This window comes from Pseudomonas sp. TYF_14 (assembly GCF_043105275.1).
In the GTDB taxonomy this organism is placed as follows: domain Bacteria; phylum Pseudomonadota; class Gammaproteobacteria; order Pseudomonadales; family Pseudomonadaceae; genus Aquipseudomonas; species Aquipseudomonas alloputida.
Map to the genome: position 1 here is coordinate 83,874 of NZ_JBICLK010000022.1, position 13,920 is coordinate 97,793.

13 protein-coding genes are annotated in these 13,920 nt (G+C 62.9%); 9 read left to right on the forward strand and 4 right to left on the reverse strand.

From position 1 onward, the window contains the following. Positions 1-12 precede the first annotated feature (12 nt). Positions 13-1,392, reverse strand: a complete 1,380-nt coding sequence (locus tag ACF8O8_RS06245; protein ID WP_392509393.1) for a sensor histidine kinase — start codon at positions 1,390-1,392, stop codon at positions 13-15. Next, a complete protein-coding gene (locus ACF8O8_RS06250; protein WP_392509394.1) occupies positions 1,385-2,056 on the reverse strand; it encodes a response regulator in 672 nt (223 codons plus the stop codon). Before ACF8O8_RS06250 ends, ACF8O8_RS06245 begins: the two co-directional genes overlap by 8 nt. Positions 2,057-2,256: 200 nt before the next feature. Here ACF8O8_RS06250 and ACF8O8_RS06255 point away from each other — a divergent pair, with 200 nt between their 5' ends. The 6 genes from ACF8O8_RS06255 (at position 2,257) to ACF8O8_RS06280 (ending at position 9,568) form a co-directional block, all read left to right on the forward strand. Then, a complete protein-coding gene (locus ACF8O8_RS06255; RefSeq protein ID WP_104962478.1) occupies positions 2,257-3,546 on the forward strand; it encodes an OprD family porin in 1,290 nt (429 codons plus the stop codon). A gap of 46 nt (positions 3,547-3,592) precedes the next feature. Continuing rightward, positions 3,593-4,573 (forward strand): tripartite tricarboxylate transporter substrate binding protein, encoded by a 981-nt coding sequence (locus ACF8O8_RS06260; protein ID WP_010952525.1) that lies wholly within the window; start codon positions 3,593-3,595, stop codon positions 4,571-4,573. Positions 4,574-4,772: 199 nt separating this feature from the next. After that, complete coding sequence (locus ACF8O8_RS06265) at positions 4,773-5,231, forward strand: tripartite tricarboxylate transporter TctB family protein (protein WP_049587364.1); 459 nt, start codon at positions 4,773-4,775, stop codon at positions 5,229-5,231. 1 nt (position 5,232) lies between these two features. Continuing rightward, on the forward strand, positions 5,233-6,747 hold the full coding sequence (locus tag ACF8O8_RS06270) for a tripartite tricarboxylate transporter permease (RefSeq protein WP_003252019.1): 1,515 nt from the start codon (positions 5,233-5,235) through the stop codon (positions 6,745-6,747). Beyond that, on the forward strand, positions 6,740-7,795 hold the full coding sequence (locus ACF8O8_RS06275) for an AbrB family transcriptional regulator (RefSeq protein WP_392509395.1): 1,056 nt from the start codon (positions 6,740-6,742) through the stop codon (positions 7,793-7,795). Before ACF8O8_RS06270 ends, ACF8O8_RS06275 begins: the two co-directional genes overlap by 8 nt. A gap of 90 nt (positions 7,796-7,885) precedes the next feature. Further along, positions 7,886-9,568: a bifunctional metallophosphatase/5'-nucleotidase gene (locus ACF8O8_RS06280; protein ID WP_010952521.1), complete on the forward strand. Its 1,683-nt coding sequence runs from the start codon at positions 7,886-7,888 to the stop codon at positions 9,566-9,568. A 26-nt stretch (positions 9,569-9,594) separates the two neighbouring features. Here ACF8O8_RS06280 and ung read toward each other — a convergent pair whose 3' ends face one another. Beyond that, on the reverse strand, positions 9,595-10,287 hold the full coding sequence (ung, locus tag ACF8O8_RS06285) for a uracil-DNA glycosylase (RefSeq protein WP_010952520.1): 693 nt from the start codon (positions 10,285-10,287) through the stop codon (positions 9,595-9,597). Positions 10,288-10,413: 126 nt separating this feature from the next. Between ung and ACF8O8_RS06290 the strand changes: the two genes are divergently transcribed. Beyond that, positions 10,414-11,520 (forward strand): enoyl-CoA hydratase/isomerase family protein, encoded by a 1,107-nt coding sequence (locus ACF8O8_RS06290; RefSeq protein ID WP_274141189.1) that lies wholly within the window; start codon positions 10,414-10,416, stop codon positions 11,518-11,520. A gap of 44 nt (positions 11,521-11,564) precedes the next feature. On the opposite strand, the gene ACF8O8_RS06295 is transcribed toward ACF8O8_RS06290, so the two are convergent. After that, positions 11,565-12,014: a hypothetical protein gene (locus ACF8O8_RS06295; RefSeq protein ID WP_392509396.1), complete on the reverse strand. Its 450-nt coding sequence runs from the start codon at positions 12,012-12,014 to the stop codon at positions 11,565-11,567. A gap of 212 nt (positions 12,015-12,226) precedes the next feature. Here ACF8O8_RS06295 and ACF8O8_RS06300 point away from each other — a divergent pair, with 212 nt between their 5' ends. Further along, positions 12,227-13,708 carry a diguanylate cyclase gene (locus ACF8O8_RS06300; protein WP_392509397.1) on the forward strand — a complete coding sequence of 494 codons (1,482 nt, stop codon included), beginning with the start codon at positions 12,227-12,229 and terminating at the stop codon, positions 13,706-13,708. Then, positions 13,701-13,913 (forward strand): cysteine-rich CWC family protein, encoded by a 213-nt coding sequence (locus tag ACF8O8_RS06305; protein ID WP_392509398.1) that lies wholly within the window; start codon positions 13,701-13,703, stop codon positions 13,911-13,913. Before ACF8O8_RS06300 ends, ACF8O8_RS06305 begins: the two co-directional genes overlap by 8 nt. The last annotated feature ends 7 nt before the right edge of the window (positions 13,914-13,920 follow it).

Sequence of the window (13,920 nt, forward strand, 5' to 3'; positions counted from 1 at the left end):
ACAGGCAAACCATCAATCCGCGATAAAGCTCACCTGCACCCGCAACCCGCCCTTCTCGCCATCATGCAGGCTCACTTGCGCCAGGTGCGCCCGACAGATCTCGCCAACGATCGCCAGCCCTAACCCACTGCCCTGCGCACTTCGCCGGTAGAACCGCTCGAACACCCGTTCGCGCTCGGCCACGGGAATACCTGGCCCGTCGTCTTCCACTTCCAGCACTGCCGGCGCCATTACCCGCAAAATCACATTGCCACCCGCTGGCGTATGCGCCAAGGCATTGTCCACCAGGTTGCTCAACAACTCGTTGAGCAATGTCGGCTCCCCCTTCAGCCACACCGGCGCCTCGGCCTCCAGCGCCAGCGCCACCCCGCGCTTGTGCGCCAAAGGCGCCATGGCCATGCCCAGCTCGCGGGCCAACTGACTCAAGTCCAGACGCTGCGCACCGCCTTCGGCAATCGCCCGTGCGCCATTCTCGACCCGCGCCAGGGACAACAGCTGGTTGGCCAGGTGGGTCAGCCTGTCGGTGCCCTGGGCTGCCGACTCCAAGGTCTGCCGCCACTCCTGCGGCTCGGCCGAGCGCAAGCCCAGCTCGACCCGTGCCTTCAACGCCGCCAGCGGCGTTCGCAGTTCGTGGGCCGCGTCGGCAATGAACTGCGCCTGGCGCTCGAACTGGCCACGCAAGCGCTCGGTAAAGTGGTTCAAGGCGCGCACCAGCGGGCCCAGCTCGCGCTGTACCTGCACCACCGGCAACGCTCGCAAGTCGTCCGGCTGGCGTTCTTCCACCGCTGTGCGCAGGCGCTCCAACGGCCGCAACGCGGCACTCACGGCAAACCACACCATCACCAACGCCCCCAGTGCCAGCATGCCCAGGCGCAGCAGGGTATCGGCCATCAACCCTCGGGCCATGCGCACCCGCGCTTCCTCGGTTTCGGCTACGCGAATCTCTGCCATGCCGTTCATGTTCGGCTCGCTGACCGGCTTCAGCAGGCTGACCACACGAACGTCCTGGCCCAGGTAAGTGGCGTTGTAGAACCGTGCCAATGCCGGATAGTCATCGGTGCGCGGCGTACCCGGCGGCGGTGGCGGCAGGTTCTCGTAGCCAGAAATCAGCCTTTGCTTGATATCCAGCACCTGATAGTAAATGCGCCCCGCACTGTCATAGGCGAACGTGTCCAGCGCCACGTAAGGCACATCCGCGCTCAACGAACCATCGCGCTGCGACAGGCCCGCGGCGATGGTTCTCGCCGAAGCCAGCAGGGTGCGGTCGTAGGCAGTGTCGGCGGCCTCGCGGCCATTCCAGTAGGCGCTAAGGCCGCTGGCCAGCATCAGCACCACCAGCAACAGCGCCAAATTACCCAGCAAGCGCCCGCGCAGGCTGCCGTTGTCACGCATCGCGGTGCTCAAGCAAATAGCCCAGACCGCGGAAAGTGACGATGGCCACAGCGTGCCCGTCGAGCTTCTTGCGCAGCCGGTGAATGTAGATTTCGATGGCGTCAGGGCTGGCCTCTTCGTCCAGGCCAAACACCTGGGCAGCCAGCTGCTCCTTGCTCATCACCCGGCCCGGGCGAGCGATCAGCGCTTCCAGCACGCTCTGCTCGCGCGAGGTCAGCGTCAGGTTGTCGTCACCGAGGGTGAAGCGACGGGTGTCCAGGTCATACACCAGCGGCCCACAGCGTTGCTGGCGCTCGCCACCGAGCACACTGCGGCGCAGCAAGGCCTTGACCCGCGCCTCCAGCTCGGTCAGCTCAAACGGCTTGGCCAGATAATCGTCGGCGCCCAGGTTCAGGCCATGGACCCGGTCCTTGACGTCACTGCGCGCAGTCAGCATCAGCACCGGCAAGGTCTTGCCACGACCTCGCAAGCGCGCCAATACCTCAAAGCCGTCCATGCGCGGCAGGCCGACATCCAGCACGGCCACGGCGTATTCCTCACTGGCCAGCGCCAGGTCGGCCGCCACGCCGTCATGCAGCACATCCACGGTCAGGCCATGGCTTTTCAAGGCCAGGGCCACGCTTTCGGCCAGTTGCAGGTGGTCTTCGACCAGTAGCACACGCATCGGATTCTCCCTGCTCGGGTGGGACGGTGGCGCGGAGTGTACCGCTGTCACCACGCCTGTGAAGCCCCTCGTGACAAACCTTTCACGCTGAAAGGTTAGCGAAAGGTTCGTTGCCTAGCATCGCACCACGGTCGCCCTTCGCGCCGAAAAAAGCACCAGCAAGGTGCAACGAATAAGAACAATAAACGGAGTCATCGACGATGCTGTCATCGCAGCCGCAGGCGTTCGCGCCTACCCGTTCCTTTATCGCTCGCCCCTCGGCCATCGCCAGCGCCCTCGCGCTTGCCGGTGTCGCCCCGATGAGCCAGGCCGCCTTCTTCGAAGACAGCACGGCCACCTTCGAAACCCGCAACATGTACTTCAACCGCGACTTCCGCGACGGCACCAGCGCGCAGCAATCCAAGCGCGATGAATGGGCCCAGGGCTTCATCCTCAATTTCGAGTCTGGCTACACCGATGGCACCGTGGGCTTTGGCCTGGACGCGTTGGGCATGCTCGGCATCAAGCTCGACTCCAGCCCGGACCGTGCCAACAGCGGCCTGCTGCCGACCCACGATGACGGCAAGGCTGCCGACGAGTACTCCAAGCTGGGCCTGACCGGCAAGGTGAAGATCTCCCAGACTGAACTCAAGATCGGCACCCTGATCCCCGAACTGCCGACCCTGCAGCCCAACGATGGGCGTATCCTGCCGCAAACCTTCGAAGGTGGCCTGCTCACCTCCAAGGAGATCAAGGGCCTGACCTTCACTGGTGGCCGCATAGACAAAGCCAAGGACCGCAACGACACCAACTGGGAAGACCTGGCGCTGAACAACAAGAACGGCCGCTTCGGTGGCACCTTCAGCGCTGACAACCTGGCCCTGGCGGGGCTCGACTACCAGTTCACCGACCGCATCACCGGCAGCTACCACTTCGCCCAGCTCGACGATATCTACCGCCAGCACTTCATCGGCATGGTCGCCACCCAACCCTGGGGCCCGGGCACCCTGGGTGCCGACCTGCGCCTTGCCATGAGCGACGACGCCGGTGCAGCCAAGGCCGGCAACATCGACAACACCACCGTCAACGGCATGCTCAGCTATGCCCTGGGCGGGCACAAGGTCAGCGCCGCCTGGCAGCAGTTGTCTGGCGAAAGTGCCTTCCCGTATGTGGATGGCGCCGACCCGTACCTGGTCAACTTCGTCCAGATCAATGACTTCGCCGGGGCCGACGAACGCTCCTGGCAGGCGCGCTACGACTACAACTTCGCCGCGCTCGGCGTGCCGGGCCTGACCTTCATGACCCGTTACATCAGCGGTGACAACGTCAGCCGTGCTGCCGGTGGCGAAGGCAAAGAGTGGGAACGCAACACCGAACTGAAGTACGTGGTACAAAGCGGCCCGTTGAAGAACGTCGCCGTGCGTCTGCGCAACGCCACCTTCCGCTCCAACTTCGCCCGTGACGCGGATGAAGTGAGGCTGTTGGTCAGCTACAGCGTGGCGCTGTGGTAACCCCATAGCGGTAATCCGATAACAACAACACTCACGGAGATCGACGATGACCTTTTCACTGCGCCGCCTCGTCCTCGCTACCGGCTGCCTGCTGTTGGCCGGCAACGCCCTCGCTGCAGAACCGAAACGCCCCGAATGCATCGCTCCCGCCTCACCCGGCGGTGGCTTCGACCTGACCTGCAAGCTGGTGCAAAGCGCACTGGTACAAGAAAAGATCCTCAGCAAGCCGATGCGCGTCACCTACATGCCCGGCGGGGTCGGCGCGGTCGCCTACAACGCCGTGGTCGCCCAGCGCCCGGCAGACGCCGGCACGCTGGTGGCCTGGTCCAGCGGCTCGCTGCTTAACCTGGCCCAGGGCAAGTTCGGGCGTTTCGACGAAAACGCGGTGAAATGGCTGGCTGCCGTCGGCACCAGCTACGGTGCCATCGCAGTGAAGAGCGACTCGCCCTACAAGACACTTGATGACCTGGTCGCAGCGCTGAAGAAAGACCCGAGCAAGGTAGTGATCGGTTCCGGCGGCACCGTCGGCAGCCAGGACTGGATGCAGACCGCGTTGATCGCCAAGGCCGCTGGCATCAACCCGCGCGACCTGCGCTACGTGGCCCTGGAGGGCGGCGGCGAAATCGCCACGGCATTGCTGGGCGGCCACATCCAGGTCGGCTCTACCGACATTTCCGACTCCATGCCGCACATCCAGAGCGGCAACATGCGCATCCTCGCGGTGTTCTCTGAAAACCGGCTGAACGAGCCGGAAATGAAAGACATCCCTACTGCCAAGGAGCAGGGCTACGACATCGTCTGGCCGGTGGTGCGCGGCTTCTACCTGGGGCCAAAAGTGAGCGACGAGGACTACGCCTGGTGGAAGGCCTCGTTCGACAAGATGCTGGCCTCCGAGGACTTCGCCAAGCTGCGAGACCAGCGCGAGCTGTTCCCGTTCGCCATGACCGGCGAAGAGCTGGACGGCTATGTGAAGAAGCAAGTGGCTGACTACAAGGCGCTGGCCAAGGAATTCGGCCTGATCCAGTAAGCCTGTCGGACTCACCACCACTCCTGTGGGAGCGGCCTTGTGTCGGGATCGGGCGCGAAGCGGCCCCTGGCACAGCCGATACGATGCTTCGTACAGATCGCATCGGCAGGTTTAGCGGCCGCTTCGCGCCCGATCGCGACGCAAGGCCGCTCCCACAGGATTTGCATTTCACTTGAGCAATCCCAACGAGGATTCCCCAATGATCCTTCAACGCATTTTCGCCTTGGCCCTGCTGGCGATGTGTGCCGCCCTGGCCGTGATGGCCTGGCCCTATCAGGCTGCATTCTCCTATGAACCGGTGGGCCCGCGCGCTTACCCGCTGCTGGTGCTCGGCCTGATGGGGCTGGGCCTGCTGTACCTGGTGTTCCGCCCAACGCCCATCGTGCGCAAGGATGACGAACCGGAACTGGACCGCGAGACCCTGATCAAGATCACCGCCTGTGTCGGCCTGCTGATCGTCTTCGCCGCCACTTTCGAAGCGCTCGGCTTCATCCTCAGCGCCATCCTGGTCGGCCTGCCCATGGCTCGGCTGTACGGTGGCCGCTGGCTGCAAAGCGCCATTGTGGTGGCCGGCATGAGCATTTTCCTCTACTGGCTGTTCGACCGCGTGATGGACGTGCCCCTGCCCCTTGGCCTGCTGAGCGTACTGGAGAACTGACATGGATACCTTGAGCTACCTGGGCCAGGGCTTCGGCATTGCCCTGTCCCCTTACAACCTGGTCACCGCCCTCTCCGGCACCTTGATCGGCACCGTGGTCGGCCTGCTGCCGGGCCTGGGCCCGATCAACGGCGTGGCCCTGCTGATCCCCATCGCCTTTGCCCTCGGCCTGCCGCCGGAATCGGCGCTGATCCTGCTGGCCGCAGTGTACCTGGGCTGCGAATATGGCGGGCGTATCAGCTCGATCCTGCTGAACATCCCGGGCGAAGCCTCGACCGTCATGACCACCCTCGATGGTTACCCGATGGCCCGCCAGGGCCTGGCCGGTGTTGCCCTGTCGCTGTCGGCCTGGAGTTCGTTCATCGGCGCCTTCATCGCCACCTGCGGCATGGTGCTGTTCGCCCCGCTGCTGGCGAAATGGGCCATCGCCTTCGGCCCGGCGGAGTACTTTGTGCTGATGGTGTTCGCCATCGTCGCGTTGGGTGGCATGGCCGGTGACAAACCACTGAAAACCTTCATTGCCGCTCTCATCGGCCTGTTCCTCTCGGCGGTCGGCATCGACGCCAACAGCGGCGTGTACCGCTTCACCGGTGACAGCGTGCACCTGGCCGACGGCATTCAGTTCGTGGTCCTCGTGCTGGGCCTGTTCTCCATCAGCGAAATCCTCCTGCTGCTGGAAAAGACCCACCATGGCCACCAGGCGGTCAAGGCTACCGGCCGTATGCTGTTCAACTTCAAGGAAGCGGCCTCGGTGTTCCTGGTCAACATCCGTTGCGGCCTGCTCGGTTTCATCATGGGCGTTCTACCCGGCGCCGGCGCAACGCTGGCCAGCGCCGTGGCCTACATGACCGAGAAACGCATGGCCGGGGAAAGCGGCAAGTTCGGCAAAGGCGATGCCCGCGGCCTGGCAGCGCCGGAAACGGCCATTGGTGCATCCTGCTGTGGCGCCCTGGTCCCGATGCTGACCCTGGGCGTACCGGGCTCTGGCACCACGGCCGTGATGATCGGCGCCCTGACCCTGTACAACATCACCCCTGGCCCACTGCTGTTCGAACAGCAGCCAGATATCGTCTGGGGCCTGATCGCCTCGCTGTTCGTCGCCAACATCATGCTGGTGATCCTCAACATCCCGATGATCCGCATCTTCACCCGCATCCTCGCCGTGCCAAACTGGGCGCTGGTGCCGGTGATCGCCATCATCACCGCGATCGGTGTGTACGCCGTGCATGCCACCACCTTCGACCTGTTCCTCATGGTCGGTATCGGCATCATGGGCTACATCCTGCGCAAGCTGGACTTCCCTCTGTCGCCGATTCTGCTGGGCTTCATCCTCGGCGGGCTGATGGAGCAAAACCTGCGTCGGGCGCTGTCGATCTCCAACGGAGAACTGGGCATCCTCTGGTCCAGCCCGATCAGCATGGGCGTCTGGGCGCTGGTAGTGCTGATGCTCGCCCTGCCGCTGCTGCGCATCTGGCGCAAACGCAGCCTGCAGCGCCGGGCCCTGGCCGATGCCTGATCGGTCGTTGCCATTGTTCGTCGCGACCGGGCTGGTCGGCCTTGCTGGCGGTTTTGCCGCCAGCAAGGTCGGCTGGCCTTTGCCATGGATGGTCGGTTCATTGCTGGCGATCATCCTGGTGCGCTGCCTGACGCGTTGGCAGCTGTCGGAAATACCCAACGGCCGCAAGTGCGGGCAGTGGATCATCGGCATCGGTATTGGCCTGCACTTCACCCCCGCGGTGATCGAGCAAGTGGCCAGCCATTTCGCGCTGATCTGCTTCGGTGCGTTGTTCACCACCCTGTCCAGCGTGATCAGCGTATGGCTGCTGCGGCGAACCGGCGAAGACCGCGCCACCGCGTTCTTTGCCAGCATGCCAGGCGGTTCGGGCGAGATGGTCAACCTAGGGGCGCGCAATGGCGCGGTGCTCAGCCAGGTGGCGGCAGCGCAGAGCTTGCGTGTGCTGGCAGTGGTGCTGTGCGTGCCGGCGCTGTTCAAGTTTCTGCTGGGTGACGGGGTACCACTGAACCACACCGGTAGCGTGAGCTGGGGCTGGCTGGCATTGATTGCGCCCTTGGGTGTTGCCGTTGCCTTGCTCTGGCAGCGCTTGCGCCAGCCCAACCCCTGGCTGTTCGGGCCATTGCTGGTAGCGGCTACGGTCAGCCTGGCCGGCAACCTGCAGATCGCCCTGCCCAATGGCGCCAGCCAGATCGGCCAGTGGCTCATCGGCAGCGGCCTGGCCTGTCACTTCAACCGCGCGTTCTTCCGCCGCGCACCGTCGTTCCTGGGGCGCACCTTGATGGCCACGGCGTTGTGCATGGCGATTGCCGCCAGTGCCGCGTGGCTGCTGAGCATGATGACTGCACTGGACTTGCGTTCGCTGACACTGGGGATGATGCCTGGCGGGATCGCCGAAATGAGCCTCACGGCCGAAACGCTGCAATTGTCAGTGCCGCTGGTGACGGCGCTGCAGGTGATGCGCCTGATCCTGGTGTTGTTTCTTGCAGAACCGCTCTTCCGGTTGTGGGACAACAGGCATTCGAGCTGCAAGTACCCTGAAGATAGATAGTTACCACTTGCCCAATGCCCGGGTGAATAGAGTCGGATTGCTGCCCTGATCGCCAGCAAACCCACACTTCCCGGCATTCAAGAGGTAATGATGAAAGTTCGTCTTTCTTGCAACTATCGCTCGGCTATTGCCTGGGCATGCCTTGCCATCAGCGCAGGCAGCCTTGCCGCAGAGTCACCTGCCCCCGTCCAGATCAACGTCGTGGCTATCAATGATCTCCACGGCTACCTGGAACCCAACCCCCAGGACTACGCTGGCGCGCAAGGCGCTACCCGCCTGACCTACGGCGGCATCGCCACACTCGGTGCCATGCTCGATGAACTGCGAACGCAGGACCCCGATCTGCTGTTCATCGGGGCTGGCGACTTGATAGGGGGCAGCCCCGCCATTTCTGCGCTGTGGGCTGACGAGCCTGTGCTTGAGGCCTTGAACGCGATGGGCATGGTCGTCAGCGCATCCGGGAACCACGAACTGGATGCAGGCAAGGCCGAGTTTCTTCGTCAGATCCACGGAGGATGCGAGTCGACGCGCCCTGAAAAGGCTTGCAAGTTTCGCGGCAACTATCCAGGAAGTGGCTTCCCTTACATAGCGTCCAACCTGATCGATACCACTACGGGCAAGCGCTTGCTACCGGCCTATCACATTGAGCAGGTAAAAGGGGTGAAGATAGCGTTCGTCGGTGCAGTGCCGCGCAACATGGAAAAAGTGGTCTCGGCCAGAGCATTCGCAGGGCTCAAGGCCACGGATGAAGCGCAAGCCATCAATGACGTGATTCCGGAGCTCAAGGCCAAGGGTGTGAATGCAATCATTGCGGTCATGCACCAGGGAGGGGATACCGCCGAGCCGTTCGACACGCAGGATTGCAGCCAGCTAAGTGGCACGATCGTCGACGTGGCGAAGCGGCTGGATCCTGCGGTAGATGCCGTCATCAGCGGCCACTCGCATGCCAGCTATCAATGCAAGGTGGGTGACTTGAGCATCACTCAGGCTGGCAAGTACGGCCACTTCCTGACTCAGTTGAAGTTGCAGGTAACGCCAGGCACCCATCACGTCACGAACATCACCGCCCGCAATATTCCTGCTGACCCACAGAACTACCTGCCCAATGCCCAGTTGGCGGGTTTGCTAGAGGAAGTGCGTCAGCGGTCCGGGGAAAAATTGCTCGAACCCATAGGACGCATCTCGACGGCAGAACTTGACCGCAAAGAAAATGCCGCCGGTGAAACAACCTTGGGGAATCTGGTCACGGATGCACAATTGGCCATGACCCAGGCGTTCAATACCCAGGTTGCCTTTCTCAACCTGGGAGGGCTGCGCAGTGATCTTATCCAGCCTGCCGATAGCGACCTGACCTACGAACAATTATTCGCCGTACAACCGTTCAATAACCCACTGGTGGTTCAGGAACTGACAGGCAAGCAGATTACCGAACTGCTCAACCTTCAATGGAACAGGGGCAGTTTCAATCCGCTGCAAGTATCGAAGGGTTTTCATTATGAGTGGGATGGTTCACGGCCTGTCGGCAGCCGTGTCGTCGAGGGGAGTGTGCGTCTTCACGGCAAACCCGTTGAGCCGTTGACCCATTATCGCGTCGTCAGCAACCTTTTCCTGGCCGATGGTGGCGGTGGCTTGGCCACTTTCAAAGAAGGAAGGCGACGCCAGGACACCGGCATCACCGACCTTGAAGCCTTGGTGGAGTACGTGCGCCAGAACCATGAGCGGGGGATTGCCATTGGCCAGCGCAGCGAGCCGCGCATGAGCATGACGCCCTGAGCGATTGCGTACCCCACCGCGGTTTCTCACAGCGGGGGCAGTGCCCAGTCGATGGGCCCGAGCCCCCGCTGCTCGAGGAAGCTGTTGGCACGGCTGAAATGCCCGCAACCGATGAACCCGCGATACGCCGACAGCGGCGAAGGATGGACCGACTTCAAAACCAGATGCTTGGTACCGTCGATCAGCTTCTGCTTGCTCTGTGCATGCGCCCCCCATAGCAGGAACACCACGTTCGGGCATTGCTCACTGACCACCTGGATAATCCTGTCGGTAAACAATTCCCAGCCTTTCTTGGCATGCGACGCGGCATTGGCGCGCTCGACGGTCATGGTCGTGTTGAGCAACAGAACGCCTTGTTCCGCCCAGCTCTGGAGGTAGCCGTGGCTGGGGATCGGGATGTTCAGGTCGCGCTGCAGCTCCTTGTAGATATTGACCAGCGACGGTGGCGTGGCCACGCCCGGTTGCACCGAGAAGCACAAGCCATGTGCCTGGCCCGGCCCGTGGTACGGGTCCTGACCGAGGATGACCACCTTCACCTGGTCCAGCGGTGTCGAATTGAGCGCATTGAAGATCAGCGGCCCTGGCGGGTAGATCTCCTTGCCGGCAGCGTACTCGCCACGCAGGAACTCGCGCAGCTGGTGCATGTAAGGCTGGTCGAATTCACCGCGCAATGCGGCCTTCCAGCTGGGTTCGAGTTTGATGCGATCGTCGTCAGTCATGGGGCCTTCCATAAACAATGGCGCGACACTAGGTAAGCCCTTCGCGCTTGTCAAACGATCCGACCGACGACCGGCATGATCGGCCAGGCAAGCCATACTTGAGCGATGACTTGCGAGAGGTAGTCCATGACCATTCACTGCGAGGTACTCACCGGCGTCGATGGCGCCCGCATCGGCATCGCCACCCTGGATGCGCCCAAGGCGCTCAATGCCCTGAACCTGCCGATGATCGAGGTGCTGGGCGAACAACTGCATGCCTGGGCCCGCGACCCGGGTATCGTCTGCGTGCTGCTGCGCGGCAACGGGGCAAAAGCCTTTTGCGCAGGCGGCGATGTCCGTGCGCTGGCGCAAGCCTGCCGCGACCACCCCGGCAGTGTCCCACCGCTGGCGGCCTCCTTCTTCGCCGCCGAATACCGCCTGGACTTTGCCCTGCACACCTACCCCAAACCGTTGTTGTGCTGGGGCCATGGGCATGTGCTGGGTGGTGGCATGGGGCTGCTGCAAGGCGCCAATGTACGTATCGTCACCCCCAGCAGCCGGCTGGCCATGCCGGAAATCAGCATCGGCCTGTACCCTGACGTAGGCGCCAGTTGGTTCCTGGCCCGACTGCCGGGCAAGCTCGGTTTGTTCTTCGGCCTGACAGGTGCGCCGATCAATGCCCGCGATGCCCTTGACCTGGGCCTGGCTGACCGTTTTCTGGGCGAGCACCAGCAAGAGGCCTTGATCGAGGAGTTGCTGCAACTGAACTGGCAGGAGCAGACCGCCATACAACTGAACAGCCTGCTCAAGGCCGAGCAGCATCGTGCCTGCGCCGAGCTGCCTGATGCCCAGTGGCTGCCACGACGGCATGAGATCGATCAGTTACTCGACGTGGCGGATGCGGCTTCAGCCTGGCGCGCGCTGGAAAGGCTCAAGCAGCATGACGACCCATTGCTGGCAGATGCCGGCCACCGTCTGCATGAGGGTTGCCCGCTGACGGCGCATCTGGTCTGGGAGCAGATCCGCCGGGCGCGGTACCTGTCGTTGGCGCAGGTGTTCCAGATGGAATACAGCATGAGCCTGAACTGTTGCCGCCACCCTGAATTCAGTGAAGGCGTGCGCGCTCGCCTGCTGGACAAAGACAACCAGCCGCGCTGGCACTGGCCGGATGTGGCGCAAGTGCCGGCGGCGGTAGTCGAGGCGCATTTTGCCAAGGCGTGGGAAGGACGGCACCCATTGGCGGATGTGGGTTAACCTGCTGGTCCGGGGGCTGCTTTTCAGCCCCCGCCTCCGCTCAGCTAGCGCTGCCAGTTCCCTCCTCGCTCCTGCCCGCGCCGCCCGTCCCAGCGCCCGCGGTGGTCAACCTGCCGATTGGAGTGCCGGTCGCCCTGCCGGTAACGCTGGCTGTCATTGCGATAGTCATGGCGATCCCGGTCCTGCCGGTAGTCTTGCCGCTGGCGATTGCCGTAGTCATAGCGCGGGTTGCCATGCCACTGGTTCATCCTCGGCTGCGGATAGGGCCGGTAATGGGGCAAAGGGGCCGACCGATTGTAGTAACGGGGAGCAGGCTGATAGTAGTAGCGCGGCGCAGGCGCTACATAGTACCGGTCATAGCGGTAATACCCCGGCGCCACATAGCGGTCGGTGGAGTAGTAGTCCGAACGGTAGTAGCCCCCGCGTTCATAGTACGGGGCGCAGGCCGAAGTCATCAGCCCCAGCAGGGCGATCAACAGGATTCGATAGGACATGGCGGCCTCCTGGACCGCTGGAGTGCCCGAACAGCGGCGCTGGCGAGCGTCGATACGAGATGCGTCAATCGACATTAACTAAGACAGCGGCGCGCAGGTGCAGTGCCATTTCTGCAATAACTTGATACAGCTGAAATAACCCTGAAAAACTTGCAGTCATTTGCTGGCCATCTCACTAGAATAAGCGGCTCGGCACACATCACGGGAAGATCATGCCCTTACGTTCCGCTCTGTTCTCGCAACGCTCGCTGATCGTTACCCTGCTCGTGTTACTGGCCTGCGGCTTCCTGGCCACCTCGCTGCTCAGCTACTTCTCCTCGCGCAGCGCCATCCGCGACGGCATCATCAATACCGAATTGCCGCTGACCTCCGACACTGTCTACTCGGAAATCCAGAAAGACCTGATCCGCCCGGTGCTGATCGCCTCGATGATGGCCCAGGACACCTTCCTGCGCGACTGGGTGCTGTCCGGCGAGCAGGATACCGAACGCATGACCCGCTACCTGAGCGAGGTCATGGGCAAGCAGGACATCTTCACGTCCTTTTTCGTGTCCGATCGCACGCTGACCTACTACCAGGCCAAAGGCGTGCTCAAGCACGTCCAACCGGGCACCTGGCGTGATGCCTGGTATTTCCGTCTGCGTGAACTCAAGGCCCCTTATGAGATCAACGTCGACCTGGACATGGCCAACCAGGACAGCCTGACCGTGTTCATCAACTACCAGGTGCACGACTACCAGCAGCGCTTCATCGGCGCGGCAGGCGTAGGGCTGAGCGTATCGTCGGTGGTCAAGCTGATCGATCAGTACCAACGCCGCTACCAGCGCGCGGTGCTCTTCACGGATGCCAAGGGCAAGGTGCTGTTGACCGGCTCCGAGGGTGGCCCGCATGGCTTGCAAGTCGGCCAGTCACTTAAGGACAACCCTGAGCTGAAGGCCATGCTGGCCGAGCAGTGGGTGCCGGGCGAAGGCAGCCACGAGTACCATGACAGCGAAAACCACAGCCACTTTCTCAACGTTCGCCACCTGCCCGAACTGGACTGGTACCTGTTGGTGGACAAACGCGAAACCGGCGTCCTCGACCGCATTCGCCACGCGCTGTACCTGAACCTGGCGATCTGTACGATGATCACCCTGGTGGTGCTGGCACTGGTGCATGCCATGGTCCGCCGCCACCAGGCCAGCACCGAAGCCTTGGCCACGCTCGACAGCCTCACCGGCTTGTACAACCGGCGCAGCTTCGACCTGCTCGCCGCCCAGGCGCTGCGAGAAGCCAGGCGCGACAGTAGCCCACTGGTGGCCTTGCTGATCGATCTGGACCACTTCAAGGCGCTGAACGACAACCACGGCCACCTGGCAGGTGACGAAGTGCTACGCCAATTCGCCAATGTGCTGCAAGGCAGCCTGCGTCAGTCAGATATACTGTGCCGGTGGGGCGGTGAGGAATTCATCGTGCTGCTGCGCGAAGCTGAAGGCCGCCAGGCCATCGAGGTGGCAGAAAAAATCCGCCGACGCACCGAGCAGCTGACCTTCAGTTACGACAACCAGCCGCTGCGGCTGACCACCAGCATCGGCCTGAGCAGCCTGCAACCGGGGGATACCCTGCACGCCCTGCTGACCCGCGCCGACCGCGCGCTTTATCGTGCCAAGCAGGCTGGCCGCAACCGTGTCTGCAGTGAAACCCGCCATGAATGACAAGCAACACTGCCCCGCTTGCGGTGCCCTCAACAATTGCAGCCTGGCCGACCCACGCCGTGCCACCCAAGCGTGTTGGTGCTACAGCGTGACCATCGACCCGGCCGAGCTCCAGGCCTTGCCCGACGAGCTGCGCAACAAGGCCTGTCTGTGCCCGCGCTGCGCCGCCGTTGAAGAACAGCTCCGTCCATCCGCTGCCCACTGATCGTTGC